General features: G+C 66.0%; 13 protein-coding genes. 1 reads left to right on the top strand and 12 read right to left on the bottom strand.

The features are described 5' to 3' along the window. Positions 1–33: 33 nt before the first annotated feature. The 7 genes from ACUTAF_RS06500 to ACUTAF_RS06470 all read right to left on the bottom strand — a co-directional run bounded on the left by ACUTAF_RS06500 (position 34) and on the right by ACUTAF_RS06470 (position 9,219). Positions 34–2,112, bottom strand: coding sequence for a DUF1302 domain-containing protein (locus tag ACUTAF_RS06500; RefSeq protein WP_445579203.1), 2,079 nt, complete (start codon positions 2,110–2,112; stop codon positions 34–36). Between the two features lie 463 nt (positions 2,113–2,575). Next, positions 2,576–5,233 carry an aminopeptidase N gene (gene pepN / locus ACUTAF_RS06495; protein ID WP_445579202.1) on the bottom strand — a complete coding sequence of 886 codons (2,658 nt, stop codon included), beginning with the start codon at positions 5,231–5,233 and terminating at the stop codon, positions 2,576–2,578. A gap of 52 nt (positions 5,234–5,285) precedes the next feature. After that, on the bottom strand, positions 5,286–6,122 hold the full coding sequence (locus ACUTAF_RS06490) for a DUF2797 domain-containing protein (RefSeq protein ID WP_445579201.1): 837 nt from the start codon (positions 6,120–6,122) through the stop codon (positions 5,286–5,288). After that, positions 6,122–6,385, bottom strand: coding sequence for a YeaC family protein (locus ACUTAF_RS06485; protein ID WP_445579200.1), 264 nt, complete (start codon positions 6,383–6,385; stop codon positions 6,122–6,124). The genes ACUTAF_RS06490 and ACUTAF_RS06485 overlap by 1 nt, the downstream gene beginning before the upstream one ends. A 114-nt stretch (positions 6,386–6,499) precedes the next feature. After that, positions 6,500–7,360, bottom strand: coding sequence for a rhomboid family intramembrane serine protease (locus ACUTAF_RS06480; RefSeq protein ID WP_445579199.1), 861 nt, complete (start codon positions 7,358–7,360; stop codon positions 6,500–6,502). Then, positions 7,357–8,331: a metallophosphoesterase gene (locus ACUTAF_RS06475; protein WP_445579198.1), complete on the bottom strand. Its 975-nt coding sequence runs from the start codon at positions 8,329–8,331 to the stop codon at positions 7,357–7,359. The genes ACUTAF_RS06480 and ACUTAF_RS06475 overlap by 4 nt, the downstream gene beginning before the upstream one ends. Further along, positions 8,332–9,219 carry an NAD(+) kinase gene (locus ACUTAF_RS06470; protein ID WP_445579197.1) on the bottom strand — a complete coding sequence of 296 codons (888 nt, stop codon included), beginning with the start codon at positions 9,217–9,219 and terminating at the stop codon, positions 8,332–8,334. A gap of 97 nt (positions 9,220–9,316) precedes the next feature. Between ACUTAF_RS06470 and ACUTAF_RS06465 the strand changes: the two genes are divergently transcribed. Then, positions 9,317–10,282 (top strand): DUF1853 family protein, encoded by a 966-nt coding sequence (locus ACUTAF_RS06465; protein ID WP_445579196.1) that lies wholly within the window; start codon positions 9,317–9,319, stop codon positions 10,280–10,282. 72 nt (positions 10,283–10,354) lie between these two features. On the opposite strand, the gene ACUTAF_RS06460 is transcribed toward ACUTAF_RS06465, so the two are convergent. The 5 genes from ACUTAF_RS06460 to ACUTAF_RS06440 all read right to left on the bottom strand — a co-directional run bounded on the left by ACUTAF_RS06460 (position 10,355) and on the right by ACUTAF_RS06440 (position 16,550). Further along, positions 10,355–11,464 carry a cyclic nucleotide-binding domain-containing protein gene (locus ACUTAF_RS06460; RefSeq protein WP_445579195.1) on the bottom strand — a complete coding sequence of 370 codons (1,110 nt, stop codon included), beginning with the start codon at positions 11,462–11,464 and terminating at the stop codon, positions 10,355–10,357. Then, positions 11,457–12,431, bottom strand: coding sequence for a 1-aminocyclopropane-1-carboxylate deaminase/D-cysteine desulfhydrase (locus tag ACUTAF_RS06455; protein WP_445579194.1), 975 nt, complete (start codon positions 12,429–12,431; stop codon positions 11,457–11,459). The genes ACUTAF_RS06460 and ACUTAF_RS06455 overlap by 8 nt, the downstream gene beginning before the upstream one ends. A 2-nt stretch (positions 12,432–12,433) precedes the next feature. Beyond that, positions 12,434–13,801: a chromosome partitioning protein ParA gene (locus ACUTAF_RS06450; protein WP_445579193.1), complete on the bottom strand. Its 1,368-nt coding sequence runs from the start codon at positions 13,799–13,801 to the stop codon at positions 12,434–12,436. 219 nt (positions 13,802–14,020) lie between these two features. Beyond that, positions 14,021–14,452 (bottom strand): nuclear transport factor 2 family protein, encoded by a 432-nt coding sequence (locus ACUTAF_RS06445; RefSeq protein WP_445579192.1) that lies wholly within the window; start codon positions 14,450–14,452, stop codon positions 14,021–14,023. A 64-nt stretch (positions 14,453–14,516) separates the two neighbouring features. Next, a complete protein-coding gene (locus ACUTAF_RS06440) occupies positions 14,517–16,550 on the bottom strand; it encodes an oxidoreductase (RefSeq protein ID WP_445579191.1) in 2,034 nt (677 codons plus the stop codon). Positions 16,551–16,570 lie beyond the last annotated feature (20 nt).

Here is a 16,570-nt window from a genome sequence, read left to right as displayed (position 1 = left end):
ACGGCGCCCGGCATCTTTTCTGGTTATGGATGCTTAGAAGGAGTACTTGACGTTGACGCCGACGTTGTCGCGGTCGCGCGCAGCGTTGTTCTGGCCGGCACCGTAGAACTCGGTGTACTGGATCTCGGCTTCCAGGCTGTTCAGATAACTGGCGCGCATGCCGACGGTGTAGGCCATGCGACCCTCGACGAAGTTACCGGTCTGGTGCGAGTTGCCTTCGAAATCGTGTTTGAACACGGCGAAGGGCGACAGGTTGACCCCGGCGTAGACGTCGTTCCAGGTACCGGACAGCAGCAGGGTGTAGCCATAGGCGTTCTTGTTGATCTGGTCGTCGCGATCGTAGCCGGAGACGTAGGAGTTGTTCGGGCGGCCGGCGTAGTAGCGATTACCGTTGCGCGACTGATACTGGAGGCTGTCGCCGCGCACGTGCTCGGAGGCCAGCTCGGCGACGCCGAACAGCGAGTCGAAGCCCAGCGAAGGACCGAAGTTGTAGATGGTGCCCAGGGAAGCGTTGAACGCCTCCACGCGCTTGTAGTTATGGATCTGGTCGCCCAGCTGAACATTCTGCCCGCCGATGTTGACCACGCCACCGCTGGCCAGCTGCGGAGCCTGGGTCAGCAGATCGCCGAGCAGGTCGTTGGTGGTGGCGATACCGATCGGCAGATTGGGCCGATAGGACAGCTCACCGAACACCGAGGCCTCGCCGACCGTGGTGTTGAAGCTCATGCCGTACATGCGGATATCTTCGGCGTATTCGCGGCGGGCATTGACCTGATTGGCTACATCCATCGTGGCCAAACCACCCGCCGCCGTGGTCGAGGCGTCGACCAGAGCGCCTTGATAGCCGCCCAGGATGGCTTGCTCCACCAGCGCATTGCCCAGGGTGGTGCCGTTGCCGCTGGTCGCGATGATGTTGTTCAGCATTGCCTCGGTGAAGGCCGGGTTGACGTTCTGCTGGACGTCGGCGACTACCCCCTGGCGAACCAGAGGGTCCAGCTGGGTAGCGGCTGCCGTCCCGATAGCGGCGAGATCGAGCCCGGCGTAGGCGCCGAGATCGGCGTAGATGGTCGGCTCCTTCGCGTGATAGTTGACGAAGTAGAAGCCGAACTCGGTGGAATTCAGCTCTTCGGCGATATAGCGGAACGCGACGCCGAACTGACCGTCGTTCTTGGCATTGATATCCGGACCGACGCTGGCCACCTTGATGTTGCCGTTGGCATCGACCGTGCGGCCGCCCTGTAATCCACCGACACCAAAGCCACTCAGGCCGGAGTAAAGCCCGCCCAGCGGAATCAGAGCTTGCTGAGTGGAATAGGCCGTATTGCCGCCATCGGCGAACAGATCGGTCTCGGAGAAGTAGGTGCCCACCGGATCGATCGCGGTTTCCTTCCAGTTCCACTGGTAGAAGGCTTCCATCGACAGGTTGTCGGTAAGGCCGAGGTTGAAGCTCAGTGCCTCGACCGGCACCAGCACTTCCTTCACTTCCGAACCCGGCAGGCGGAACTTGGCGGCGTCGACCGGGTTGGTGGTATTCACCCCACCGCGGTAGAACAGGCCCTCGCCCCAGTTGAACACCTGCTTGCCCAGGCGGCCGGAGACCGGCATATCGCCCACGTCCCAGTTGCCGTAGACATAGGCGTCGAGGATCTGCGCGTCGCGACCGGCCTTGTGCCGGGTCTGGTAGGTGAAGCTGTTGTCGCGCGGAAAACTCTGGCTCGGCTGGGCCGGGTCGTTGTTGTCCAGGTAGTCGTTGCGCTTGTCCATGATCTGGGTGTCATAGAACGCGGTGCCGCGGACGAATACACCATAGTTCTGGTACGAGGCCTCGAGATCGGTGGTGACCTTGAACACTTCGGAAACCAGACCGGTATCGAAGTTGCGATTGCCGTCGTTGGTGTTGATATCGTCGTTGCTCTTGTCGCGCCCCTGCACGCGCCACAGCTGACCATAGGAGACGGTGGTATCGATGGAGCCGGTGATTTCGTTGTCGGCGAAGCTGAACTCCACCGCCTGCACCTGAACGGCAACCAGCAACGGCAGGACGCCAGCGAACGCGAAGCCGGCCTTGGCCGGTGCGAAACGCAGAACTGGCATGCGGGATTTGATTTCCATCGACACTTTACTCCGTGGCAGATCATTCTTTTGGGCGTCCCGGGTACGGGGCGCGAGATACCGTACTGACGACGGCTTGCGGCAATGCTTTCCGGCGACCCGGCGCGGGGCTGGACCCCACGCAGCATTGCAACCATGATGCCAATTCAAACGAGCGTATCAGCGCAAAGGCGCCGGTTAGACAATCGGCAGGGTTTCTTTCGGTGACTGATCATTCATTGACCAGAGCGTCAGCATCCGCCCGGTGAAATGGCCGATCTTGTCCTACGATCCGACGCTTTATGTCGCACGCTAGAGCGGTTGAAGGGGGTTTCGAGGGAGCAAGGAAAGCACTTCGTCAAGCACCATAGGCCTAACTTAAAGTGTGCAAACGAATAACGTGGAGCCGTTATATTTCCTTGAGTAACAAAAAAGTGTTACCGATCAAGGACCGGTAACACTTTTTTTGGGAGCAGAACCGGTCTTAGGCCAGGCTCTTGCTCACTACCTCATAGACATCGCTGGACAGCTCGCCGGACGCCAGGATGCGTTCCAGCTCGGCCTTCATCAGCGCCTGGCGAGCGTCGCCGTACTTGCGCCAGCGGGTCAGCGGTGCCAGCAGGCGCGAGGCGATCTGCGGATTGAGGGCATTGAGGGTGATCACCTGGTCGGCGAGAAAGCCGTAGCCGGCCCCGTCGGCGCGGTGAAAGTTGATCAGGTTCTGGTTGGCGAAGGCACCGATCAGGGCGCGCACCTTGTTCGGGTTCTTCAGGGTGAAGGCCTCGTGCTGCATCAACGCATGCACGCGTTCCAGACCACCGGGCAGCGGGCAACCGGCCTGCACGCTGAACCACTGGTCCATGACCAGCGCATCGTCCTTGAAGTAGTCGGCGAACATCGCCAGGGCCTTGCCCTGCTGCTCCTGGAACGGCGAGTTGACCAGCACGGCCAGCGCCGCCAGGCGCTCGGTCATGTTGTCGGCGTTCTCGAACTGATCGACGCAGACCGCCAGCACCTCGGGCTTCTCGCTGAGCATCAGGTAGGACAACGCGATGTTCTGCAGGCTGCGGCGGGCGAAGTGGGCGGCCTCGGCGACATAGGGGGTGACCTTGGACACCTCGCGGTTGGCCTGGTAGCGCGCCCACAGTGGCTCGAACAGCGCGCTGGCCAGTTCCTTGCGGGCGAACTCGCGGGCGACATGGATGGCCTCGACGTCGGCCACCTCGCTGATCTCGGTCAGATAGGCCTCGCCCGGCAGCGAGAGCATCTCGGCGACCATGGCCTGATCCAGCGACTCGTCCTCAAGCAGCGTGCGCAGTGCCGTGACCAGGCGCCGGTCCAGCACCAGGGCCTCGCCACGCTGGTGCTGGCCGATCAGCTCCTGCAACACCTGTACCGACAACTGCTGCCCCGCCTCCCAGCGATTGAAGCCGTCGCTGTCGTGCTGCATGAGGAACATCAGCTGGTCGCGATCGTAGGGGAAATGCAGCTTGACCGGCGCGCTGAAGCCGCGCAGCAGCGACGGTAGCGGCTTCTCGGCGATACCCTCGAAGGTGAAGCTCTGCTCGGCCTCGGTCACCGACAGCACGCGGCTGGTGCCCTGCGCGGCACCTTCGCCCTGCAGGCGCAGCGGCAATTCGTTGCCCTGCGCATCGAGCAAGCCGAGCGCCACCGGGATGACGAAAGGCTGTTTCTCCTTCTGCCCCGGGGTGGCCGGGCAGCTCTGGCGCAAGGTCAGGCTGTAGGTCTGGGCAGCGGCGTCATACGCCTCGCTGACCTCCAGACGCGGCGTGCCGGCCTGGGTGTACCAGCGCTTGAACTGGGTCAGGTCGATACCGCTGGCATCCTCCATCGCCTTGACGAAGTCATCGCAGGTCACGGCCTGGCCGTCGTGGCGTTGGAAGTACAGGTCCGAGCCCTTGCGGAACAGCTCCGGGCCGAGCAGGGTGTGGATCATGCGCAGCACTTCCGAGCCCTTCTCGTAGATGGTCAGGGTGTAGAAGTTGGAGATTTCCATGTACGCGTCCGGGCGCACCGGGTGGGCCATCGGGCCGGCGTCCTCGGCGAACTGGTGGGTGCGCAGGTAGGCCACGTCCTCGATGCGCTTGACCGTGCGCGAGTGGGTGTCGGCGCTGAACTCACTGTCACGGAACACGGTGAAGCCTTCCTTGAGCGACAGCTGGAACCAGTCGCGGCAGGTCACGCGGTTGCCCGACCAGTTGTGGAAGTACTCGTGCGCCACCACCGCTTCGACCCGCTGGTGGGCGGCGTCGGTGGCGGTCTCGGCCTTGGCCAGCACGCAGCTGGAGTTGAAGATGTTGAGCCCCTTGTTCTCCATGGCGCCCATATTGAAGTCGTTGACCGCGACGATCATAAAGATGTCGAGATCATATTCCCGTCCGTAGACTTCCTCGTCCCACTTCATCGAGCGCTTGAGGCTGTCCATGGCGTGCTGCACCTTGTCGATGTTCTCCGGCTCGACGTAGATGCGCAGCGCCACCTCGCGCTGGCTCATGGTGGTGAAGCTGTCTTCCACGCACCAGAGGTCGCCGGCGACCAGGGCGAACAGGTAGGCCGGCTTCTTGAACGGATCCTCCCAGGTGGCCCAGTGCCGACCGCCCTCTTCGTTGCCGCTGGCGATCGGGTTGCCGTTGGACAGCAGCACCGGGTAGGCGTGCTGCTCGGCACTGACCGTGGTGGTGAACTTGCTCATCACGTCCGGACGATCGAGATAGAAGGTGATCTTGCGGAATCCCTCGGCCTCGCACTGGGTGCAGAACATGCTGCCGGACTTGTACAGGCCCTCCAGCGCGGTGTTGCTTTCCGGGTGGATACGCACCGTGCTGTCGACCACGAAGCGCTCCTGGGTCGGCTGCAGACTCAGGTGGCTGTCGGTCAGGCTGTAGTCGTCCTCGCCCAGCTCGCGGTCGTCGAGCTTGAGCTCGAGCAGTTCCAGTTGCTGGCCGTCCAACACAAGCTTGGGCAGGCCGGCGCCGGCCTCGGGGTTGCGCCGCATCACCAGCTGCGCATGCACCAGGCTATGGTCCTCGAACAGCTCGAAGGTCAGGTGGGTCTCGTCGATCAGGTAATCCGGTACCTGATAGTCCTTGAGATAGATCATCTTCGGTTGTTCGGTGCGCATGGCTCTTGGCCTCTCGTCTGCGGCGCGCCGGGCGCCGGGTGGCAATCGGGTGTCAGGCGGCGATCTCGTGGACGGCCAGCTGGTAAGCGGTGTACTTGCGGATATTGATCACGCCGGTGTCGAACATCAGGTACTGGCCCTTGATCCCGAGCAGGGTACCCTCGGCCAGCGGCTGCTTGTCCAGGTTGAAACTGGCGATCTTGGCCGGGTAGGCCTCGATCGGGTAGCAGATTTCCACGACCTCGGCGCCGGCTAGCGGCTGGACGGCCTGCAGGCCGAAGCGCTGCTGCAGCTCGGCGATGCCCGCGCCACAGCTGGCGAACAGCTGCTCGCGAATGGCCGGCAGGTCGACCGGCGCGGCATCGCCCTTGAGCAGCGCGCGCCAGTTGGTCTTGTCCGCCACCTGGCTGCGCAAGAGGTCTTCGACGAAGCCGGACTGCTGGCGGGTGGCCACGCGCAGGATGGGCAGCGCCTGGGTCGCGCCCTGGTCGATCCAGCGCGTCGGCACCTGGCTGGCGCGGGTGATGCCCACCTTCACGCCGCTGGAATTGGCCAGGTAGACGATATGGTCGGTCATGCAGAACTGCTCGCCCCAGCTCGGCTCGCGGCAGGTGCCAGAGTCGTAATGGCACCTCTCCGGGCTCATGATGCAGACGTCGCATTGCGCCAGTTTCTGCATGCAGGGGTAGCAGTAGCCCTGGCTGAAGCTGGTCTTGGTCTTGCGTCCGCAATGCGTGCAGTGGATCGCACCGAGGTACTCCAGGCGCAGCGTCTTGCCCAGCAGCGGGTTGACCGGCACCTCCTGGTCGTCCAGGCGGAAGACGTATTGCACCGGCGCGTCCAGACGCGCCTTCATCTTGCTCAGCGAGCCTCGTCCCAGTTCGCTCATCAGTGCAGGGTTTCCGAGGACTTGAACAGCAGGTTGGGCACCGGCTCGGATTTGCTGCCGCACTCCTGCGAGCCCATGTAGCCGGTGCGCTGCTCCTCCGGCAGGTTCTGCATCTCCCAGGCGATCATCGCCTGCAGGCTCAGTTCCTTCTGCTCCTGGGTCAGCTTGCGGCCGTCCGGCCACTTGCCGATCTCCACCGCCAGCTTGAGGCTCCGGTAGATTTCCGGGGTGATGTTTTCTATGGCTTCGAGAAAGGACGACATCGGTGTCTCCAGGTAAATGTGTTTAATGCGCGATTCGCAGGAGTCGGCTTGCTGGCGATTGCCACGGGATCGCCGGCAAGCCGGCTCCTACAAACTGGTCCATACGAGCAATTGTCATGCTGCGCGCCTGGCCAGCATACCGCCAAGCAGCCCGGTCAGGCAGCCGGTCAGCAGACCGCCGAGATGCGCGGCGTTGGCAATGGCACCGAACTGCAACAACTCGAAGATGCCGGTCATGCAGATCAGCAGCCAGGCCAGCATCATCACCAGCACGCCTGGCGGCAGCCGATAGGCAGCGTTCGGTGCCAGGCGCTGGTAGATCCAGCAATGCCCGAGCAGGCCGTAGAGCACGCCGGACAGGCCACCGAACAGCGACGGCCCGGCCCACCCGTACTGGGCGAAGTTCGATGCCAGGGCGAACAGCAGGGTCAGCCCGAGCAGAGCGATGGCGCCCTGGCGCGATTCGATACGCCGGCCCAGCTCCCAGTACCACAGGCTGTTCATCGCCAGATGCAGCCAGCCGAAGTGGATCAGCATGGGCGTGATCAGGCGCCACCACTGGCCGCTGGCGAGCGTGGCGTCCAGATAGGTCAGATAGAGGTGCTCGCCGTCGATACGGAAGTCGACGAAGCTCAGCCAGCGAATGGTGGCGAAGTTCTCCCCGGCCGCGGTCACGGCGAAGACGACGAAGGTCAGCAGCAGCATCACGGCGGTCAGCGGACTGCGACGCAGTTGCGTCAGCAGGCTTTCGCGCGGCGGCGCGCTGGGCGTGGCCAGCAGATCCGCCGCCGCGCCATCCGGGTAGCGCGCATAGAGTTCGCGCACCTGCTCGGCCAGCGCCTCGCCCGGCACCCAGAGCACCTGCTGGCCGCCCTCTTCGATCACCCGATGCGGCACCTGCAAACGCCGCAGCAAGGCGACGAATCCGCTCAGATCGACGCCGAGCGGCAGGCGCAGCACGGCCACGGCCGTCATCGCGGCGCCTCCTGCGGGTCGACGTCGACCCAGACGAACTTGCCCGCCTCCAGGTGCTGTTCCTGATCCAGGCGATAGGCCACCAGCTTGCCGCCGACCACCGCGCTGTAGTCCAGGCAGGCCAGGTTGGCGCGGATCGGCGCCGGCCTGCCGCGGCGCCAGTAGTGGCCGACGAACAGCAGCGGCTCATGCGCGCCGTAGCGCAGCAGCTCGTCCTTCTGCAGTTCGGTCAAAGGCGTCTGCGCCGCCAGCTCCGGTAGCGCGTCGGGCTGGAAGACGATATCGCCGTAGGTCTCGGGGTTTTCTTCCCAGAACTTGGTGCGGAAATAGGAGCGGGTGAAGCCGTCGTCGCTGGTCAGGGTCAGGCCGTGCGGCAGGCGCATGTCGGTGCCGCGCAGCAGGCGATCCAGGGCCAGGTTGGCGAAGCTGCCGGGTACCGCCGCAGCCTGGACGAAGTGCTCGTCGATGCAGCCGTCGGCGAACTGCGCGCGCAGCGGCTCGATCAGGCCGGCGTCCCAGCAGGCGTGCACCACGCGAAAACGCCCGGCATCGAGAAACAGCGGCAGTTGGTAGAACCAGTCGAGAAACTCGCGCCACTCCTGCGGATAGGCCTCGAACTGCGCCAGGGTCTCGCGTATCAGACGCTGGTGGCGAGGGCTGTGCTCGCGGACGAACTGCCGGCCGCTGCCCGGCGGCGCCGGCGTGCTCCAGCCCAGGGCGTTGAATTCGTGGTTGCCCATGATGCACAGGGCCTGGCCGGCCTCGACCATGGCGCGTACCAGATGCAAGGTCTCGCGAATGCCGGGGCCACGATCGACCAGATCGCCGAGGAAGATCGCCAGACGCGAGGGGTGGCGCCAGACACCGCCCTGCAGGCGATAGCCAAGCCGTTCCAACAGGCGCACCAGGGTGTGCGCACAGCCGTGGATGTCGCCGATCAGGTCGTAACCGCGGGCGGGGTCGAGGGGCATTCAGCCATGCCCTCCGAGACGGCTGCCCCAGCCGAGCTTGGTGCGACAGACCTCGTAGTAGTTGTGATCCAGCGGGTGGATCAGGCGCAGCTTCTGCGCCTTCTTGGCCACGTGCAGGGTGTCGCCCGGCGCGCAGGTGAAGTGGTTCTGGCCATCGCAGGACACCTGCGGGTAGATGGTCATGTCCTGCGACACCACTATCTTCAGCTCGCTGTGGCCGTCGACCACGATGGGCCGGCTGGACAGGGTATGCGGGTACATCGGCACCACCACGATGGCGTCGAGCTTGGGATGCATGATCGGTCCGCCGGCCGACAGCGCATAGGCGGTGGAGCCGGTCGGGGTGGCGACGATCAGGCCGTCGGCCTTCTGGCTGCAGACGAACTGGCCGTCGATGAACAGCTCGAACTCGATCATCCGCGTCGACTTGCCCGGGTGCAGCACCACGTCGTTGAGCGCATCGCCCTGGCCGATGGCCTCACCGTGGCGACGCACCTCGGCCTCGAGCAAAAAGCGGTTCTCGGTCAGGTACTGACCTTCCAGCACCTGGGCCACCTTGAGCTCCAGCTCGTCGGGGCGGATGTCGGTGAGAAAGCCCAGGCTGCCACGGTTGATCCCCAGCACCGGGACCTTGTGCCGGGCCAGGGCGCGTGCCGCGCCAAGCATGCTGCCGTCACCGCCGACCACTATCACCAGGTCGCAAACCTCGCCGAGCATCTTGCGCGAGGAAGTCTGCAGGCCGTGGCCGGGCAGCACCTCGGCGATGGTGTCCTCGAGGATCACGTGCAGGTGACGATCGATGAGAAAACGCTTCAGCCGGCGCACGGTCTCCAGCGCCCGTGTGCTGCCAAGGCGCCCGATGATGCCGATATTGCGAAATTGCTCCATGGGATTCCCGCCAGGCTGAAGTAGGTAGAGCCGCGATTATCGGCCAAAGGCCGGGGCCGCAGCAAACCGACTGCCGCGCTGGGCTATGCTCGCTGGCATGAACCCACTCGACGTCCTGCACGAGCTTCCCCGCCAGTTGCACAGCCCCGCCGTGCGCGACCTGGCCTGGGTGCTGCTGTCGCCGCCCCTGCTCGGGCAGCCGCCCGGGCCGCAGCGCCATCCGCTGCAGGCCAGTCGCTGGCGCACCCAGCCGGCGCTGCTGGCCGACTGGCTACGGCAGCTGGACCGCGACGATGGCGCGCTGAACGCCTGGCTGGCGCAGCCGCCGGTGCGACGCCTGGGTCTGTACTACGAACGCCTGTGGCAGTTCGCCCTGCACGGCGCACCGGACGTCGAGGTGCTCGCCGCCAACCTGCCGATCCGCCAGAGCGGCCGGACCTTGGGCGAACTGGACCTGCTGCTGCGCGACGCCGAGGGCGAGCATCATCTGGAGCTGGCGGTGAAGTTCTACCTCGGTCCCGCCGCGGGAGACGGCGAGGATGCCGCACAGTGGCTGGGACCGGGCAGTCACGACCGCCTGGACCTCAAGCTGGCGCACCTGCGCCAGCATCAACTGCCGCTGTCGTCGCGACGCGAAGCCAGCAGCCAGCTCAACGAGTTGCAGGTGGCCGGGGCGCGGGCCGCCTTCTGGCTCGGCGGCTACCTGTTCTACCCCTGGGCGCAGACGTGCGCCGCGCCGCGCGGAGCCTCGCCGCAGCACCTGCGTGGAAGCTGGCTGCACCGCCACGACTGGCCGGCCTTCCTCCGCGAGCAGCCGCCGAGCGTCTGGCAGCCGCTGCCGCGCCAGGCCTGGCTGGCCCCGGCGCGGGTGGACGCCGAGCAGCTGTGGTCGGGCGAACGCCTGCAGCAATGGCTGGATGCCCTGCCCGCGCAGGCCGGCGCGCAGTTACTGGTAGGTTTGGAAGAAGCCGCTGACGGCAGCAGGCAGGAAGTGCAGCGGATCTTTCTGGTCGGCGACCACTGGCCAGGCCAGGCCGAGCCCCATGCGCTCGACTGCCCCTAGCGCGGATGCAATCCGGGACAGGCTGCAGCCACCTGCGGCTTGCATGCGAGCCGCAACCGCGCCGCCGTCAGCTCAACGGCTGCGCTCGGTACGCCCGCCCGAGCGCGCCAGGTAGCCGGCGCCGCTTTCGCACAGCAGGGCGTCGCGCTGCACCGCCGGCAGGCCGTCGAGCCCGTCGCGCAGGGCATAGACGCTGTAGCCGAGCTGGGTGAGCAGAAACACCGCGCTGGCGCTGCGCTTGCCGCTGTCGCAGTAGCACAGGTAAGTACGCGCCTTGTCCAACAGGCGCGCCTTTAGCCGCAACAGCGGCAGCGGCATGTGCAGGGCCTGCGGCGCATGGGCCTGCTGGTACTCTTCGAGCAGGCGTACATCCAGCCATTGGGCGCCCTGCGCCAGCAGGCGAGCCGCCTCGCCGAGCGACACCTCGGCCACCACCGGCGCCTTGAGCAAGGCGAAGAAGTCCTGGCGATCGAGGCGCAGCACGCTGCCGTCCTCGATCATGGTTACCGTGGCGTTGCGCGGGCGGTCGGCCAGCAGCGCCTCCTCGCCGAAACAGGCCCCCACCTCCAGCTCGGCCAGCAGCTGGCGTTCGCCGCCCGCGCCACGCACCACCTCGGCCCGGCCGCTGCGCAGAAAATAGCAGCAGTCACCTACCTCGCCCTCTTCCAGCGCCCGACTGCCGGCGACGAGTTCGACGAGCTGCAGACGGCCGAGCATGTTCTGCACGTTGGCCGGCGGCACCTTGGCCAGAAGCGGGTTTTCCAGCAGGCGCTCCAGCCACTCGATGTCCTCGCCGCCCTGCTGCAGCCCCAGCAACAGGTCCTGGTAGGCCAGGCGCCAGGTTAGCAGGCGGTCGAGGGTGGCGCTGTCGACGGCCAGCACGCTGGCGTCGGTCAAGGCGCGCGCCTCGTGCAGACGCGGCAGGCCGGGTGACAGCGGATGACAGCTGGCCTCGCTGCCGGCCAGCAGGCGCTGGCTGCGGCCGTCGGCGGCAAGCAGCTCGAGTTCGCCAGCCAGCAGGTAATAGGTCAGGCGCGCCTGGTCGCCACGACGGAACAGCACCTGCCCGGCCAGCAGAGGTTGCGGCACCAGCTGAAGGCGCAGTTCTCGCCACTGCTGCTCGGACAGCGCATTGAGCGGCGTCAGGCTGCGCAGCTGTTCGGGATGAAGGGGTTCAGTCATGGCCAGTTTCCAGACAGCGCGGACCGGGGTTCGGCAAAGTGCTTGACGGCGCCATCGACGCGCGCCGCCCCTGCAAGCCACCCGTGTGCACGAAGATCAGGCGGCAGCCGCGAGCAAGGTAACCGGCCTCCAGACACTGGCGCAACGCCATTAATGCCTTGCCGGTGTAGACCGGCTCCAGGGGCATTCCGCTGGCGCGCTCGGCCTGGACGATGAACTCGCACAGCTCATCGTCCAGGCGAGCGAAGCCGCCGCGCGCCGCCTCCACCAGTCGATAGCCGTCGTCGTCGCGCCCGGCCTGCTGCAACAGCGCGCGCACCTGCTCGGCGACACCATGCCCGGCCGGCACCGCCAGGGCGCCATGCACCGGCCGCCGGCCCTGTTCGCCCAGCACCAGGCCTGCCAGGGTAGTACCGGTGCCGGCGGCCAGCCACCAGCCGTCGAAGTCGTCCCAGCCAAGCCCCGCCAGTTGCACCTGGGCCATTTCCACCAGATCGCTGCAGCCTTCGGCTGCGAGCAAGCCGAGGCCGCCCTCGGCCACCGGGTGGAAGGTCGGGTAGCGCTGCCGCCAGGGTTGCCAGAACTCCGCCTGATGCCGCGCCCGATAGCCGCCGTAGCCCAGCCAGTGCAGCTGCATGCCGCAGGCCTGCAGATCGATGACCGTGGGGGTTTGCTGCGGCTCGCCGCGCAGCAGGCCGACCGTGGCGAAGCCGAAGCGCTTGCCGGCCGCGGCCAGCGCGTGCAGATGATTGGAATGGGCGCCGCCCAGGCTGATCAGCCCCTCGGCCCCCGCCTCGGCCGCGGCGGCCAGGTGGGGCGCGAGCTTGAACCACTTGTTGCCGGAGACCAGCGGGTCGATCAGATCCAGGCGCAGGCAGGCCAGTTCGACACCGGCCGCCGCCAGCCAGTCCAGTCGCACGGGTTGCAGCGGAGCCCGGGGACGCCAGTCGGGAAGGTGCAAGGCCAAGGTCAGCTGACGGTACGCAGGCGACTACCCGCCCGATGCCGGGCACAGCAGTTGGATTCGCCGATGGTGAAGCGGCTGGGCGAATCGATGCGGTCGATGGGGATGGCGCAGCGCTCGCCGCTGGGCAAGGCGGCATCGCAGGTAGGCTGCTGATAATGCGCCAACCAGCGACGATACTGTTCCTCGCTCACGAAGCACTTGGCCGCGGCGTAGGCCATGGGGTTGTCCTGGTACGAGGCGATGTCCTGCAGCGGGATGGTCAGGTGGCCGGCGCCGGGGTGATAGACCACGAATACCACGCCAAGCTTGGCCAGGCGCTCGAGCACCTGACCGCTACCCTGGCCGGCGAACTCGTCGCGCTCGCGCTTGAGCCGCTCGTTGTCCTGTTGCAGCCGGGCCTCGAGCTCGTTGCGGTAGGCCAGCTCGACGTCACGAATGGCGACCTGCTCCTTGTATTCCGCCACCGCGGCGGCGATCTTGGCCTTGAGCTCGCTGTCGAACTGGGCGCGCAGGATGTCGCCCTCGGTACGCCCGTGGAGCTCGAGGGCGCGCAATTGCCGGGTCATTTCCTCGCGACTGCTCTGCATGCTCTCGGCCTGCGCCGCCAGTTGCGCCTTGAGGCTGGCATTGAGCTGTTCCTGCTGCTGCAGCGCCTGCTGCAACCCCTGGATCTGCGCCTGCAGGCTGTTGCCCTGCTGCTCGCTGGCAAGTTTCAGTTTGGCCAGCTCTTCTTCGTGCTGCTGGCTCAGGCTGCTGATGCGCAGGCGCTGCTGCTTGATCAGCTGCGCGGTCTTCAGACGGTGTTCCTGATCCATCTTCTGCGCCAGATGCTCGGCCACCTCCTTGGCCGGATCGGGGGCGTACCACTTGTCTTCCGAAGCCATCTGCAAGCGCTCGGGGGCAACCACCGGGACGCTCTCCTCCTCCACCAGCAGGCCGAGCTTGTTGCTCTTGACCGCATCGCGCAGCAACACCAGATCGTTCTGCCCCGGGGCCAGGCTGGGGTCCCACAGGTGCATCTGATGCCAGGACACCGGGCACTGGCTGCGGCAGGCCAGACGGATCGGCCCGGCGCCGAGGTCGGGGCCACGGCCGGCACGCTCGGCCAGGTGCTGCAGCGGGATGTTCCAGCCCTTGTCAGGGCTGCCGTCCTCGTTGAAGTCCAGATAGAAGAACACCGCCGCCTTGAGCAGCAGCCGCGGGTTGATCACCACGAAGGCCACGCGCATCTGCTGGTCGGCGAATTCGGGCATGTTGACCACTCCGTCGAGCAGGGCCTCGAATTCGGGGAACATCATTTGCTTGCAGATACCGCGTTCACTGAAGAACATCACGGCTTCCACCATCTGCGGCTTGTTCTGCATGCTCATCGGGTTCCCTCTGGACCAACGCGGGTGGAATCTGCGCGCATGGCGGCGACCCGCGGGGCCTTGTCGGGCCTGGCGGCGGGCGCCGTCCATTGTTCAGCCAAGTCTAGGGGAAAAACCCGCCGCAGCAATGTGACGGGCTTGGCAGTCGCCCCGCCGCCGTACGAAGTGAGATCGGCAGCAAAACAAAACTGTGATGGGGTTGGTGCCAGCGCCCGGCGCTCAGCGCCTGGCGGCGGCGAGAAAGGGTGCCAGACGCTGCGCCATCTGCTCGCCGAGCGCCTGCAGGCCACTCATGGGACGGATCATCACCTCGAACTCGACGATTCTGCCCGTCTCGTCGAAACGGATCATGTCGATGCCCTTGAGCTGGCGCTCGCCAACCCGCGCGGAGAACTCCAGCACCACGCTCAGGCCATCGGCCGTGGCCAACTCGCGGTGATAGGCGAAATCCTCGAACACCTCGAGCACGGTATTGAGGATCAGGTTGACCGCCGGCGCGCCTTCGTAGGGTTTGAACGCCATCGGCGAGCGAAACACCGCATCGGGGTGCAGCAGCTCGGGCAGGGCGCTCAGGTCCTTGGCGGCGATGAATTGGTGCCAACGTTGCAGGCTGGCGGCAGCGGCGGGTTGCAGTTGAGCGTCGAGAGACATCGGCTTCTCTTTATTGTTATGGGCCATATATAAAAAGCCCCGCACTAGGCGGGGCGCTTGCCGCTTATAGCTCGGCGGCCAGGCGCGAGCCCTGGTTGATCGCCCGCTTGGCGTCGAGCTCGGCGGCGACGTCGGCGCCGCCGATCAGATGCACGCGCTGGCCGGCGACTTCCAGGCCCTGCTGCAGCTCGCGCAGCGGGTCCTGGCCGGCGCAGACGATCACCGTGTCGACCGGCAGTACCTGCGGCTCGCCACCGGCAATGCGGATATGCAGGCCGGCATCGTCGACCTTGAGGTACTCGACCGAGTTGAGCATCTGCACGTTCTTGTTCTTCAGGCCGGTGCGATGGATCCAGCCGGTGGTCTTGCCCAGGCCATCGCCGACCTTGGACTTCTTGCGCTGCAGCAGGAACACCTGACGCGCCGCCGGATGCGGCTGCGCCTCGACGCCCGCGACGCCGCCACGGGCCTGCAGCGCGGTGTCGATACCCCACTCCTTCCAGAACTCGTCACGGTCAAGGCTGGTGGCCTTACCCTGGTGGGTGATGAACTCGGACACGTCGAAGCCGATACCGCCGGCACCGATCACCGCTACCTTCTGGCCGACCGGCTTGCGCTCGAGGATCGCGTCCAGGTAGCCGATCACCTTGGCATGCTCGATACCCGGAATCTCCGGGGTACGCGGGGCGATGCCGGTGGCCAGGATGATCTCGTCGAAGCCGCCGCCCGCCAGATCATCCACCGACACCCGGGTATTGAGACGCACGTCGACGCCGGTGGTCTCCAGTTTGCGCTTGAAGTAGCGCAGGGTCTCGTAGAACTCTTCTTTGCCCGGCACGCGCTTGGCCACGTTGAACTGGCCACCGATCTCGCTGGCGGAGTCGAACAGGGTGACGGCATGGCCGCGTTCGGCGGCGACGGTGGAAGCCGCCAGGCCGGCCGGGCCGGCACCGACCACGGCGATCTTCTTGATCTGCTGGGTGGGAATGTAGTTCAGCTCGGTCTCGTGGCAGGCGCGCGGGTTGACCAGGCAGCTGGTCAGCTTGCCGCCGAAGGTGTGATCGAGGCAGGCCTGGTTGCAGCCGATGCAGGTGTTGATCTCGTCCGCGCGCCCCTCGGCGGCCTTGTTGACGAAGTCCGGATCGGCGAGGAAGGGACGGGCCATCGACACCATGTCGGCGTCGCCCTCGGCCAGCACCTGCTCGGCGACTTCCGGGGTGTTGATGCGGTTGGTGGTGATCAGCGGGATCCCCACTTCGCCGCGCAGCTTGGCGGTGACCTTGGTGAAGGCCGCGCGCGGCACCTTGGTGGCGATGGTCGGGATGCGCGCCTCGTGCCAGCCGATGCCCGTGTTGATCAGGGTGGCGCCGGCGGCCTCGATGGCCCTGGCCAGCAGCACGATCTCGTCCCAGGTGCTGCCGCCCTCGACCAGGTCGAGCATCGACAGGCGATAGATGATGATGAAGTTCGGCCCCACCGCCTCGCGCACGCGGCGCACGATCTCCACCGGCAGGCGCATGCGGTTCTCATAGCTGCCGCCCCAGCGGTCGGTACGGTGGTTGGTGTGGGCGACCAGGAACTGGTTGATGAAGTAGCCTTCCGAGCCCATGATCTCGACGCCGTCGTAGCCGGCCTGCTGGGCCAGGGACGAGCAGTTGACGAAGTCCTGGATCTGCTTCTCGATGCCCTCCTCGTCCAACTCGCGCGGCTTGAACGGGTTGATCGGCGCCTGGATGGCGCTCGGTGCCACCGACTTCGGGCTGTAGGCGTAGCGCCCGGCATGCAGGATCTGCATGCAGATCTTGCCACCGGCCTCGTGCACCGCCTGGGTGACGACCTTGTGCTTTTCCGCCTCCTCGAGCGTGCTCAGCTTGGCCGCGCCGGCGTACACACCGCCTTCCTCGTTCGGGCCGATGCCGCCGGTGACCATCAGACCGACGCCGCCACGGGCGCGCTCGGCGAAGTAGGCCGCCATGCGCTCGAAGCCGCCCGGCTTCTCCTCCAGGCCGGTATGCATGGACCCCATCAGGGTGCGGTTCTTCAGCGTGGTGAAGCCCAGATCGAGCGGGGCCAGCAGGTGCGGGTAACGAGCAGTCATGGAATTCTCCACATCGCGGT

It is taken from the genome of Pseudomonas sp. SP16.1, assembly GCF_052682975.1.
The sequence above is the reverse complement of the archived record's forward strand: the minus strand, read 5'-3'. Positions and strand labels throughout refer to the sequence as shown.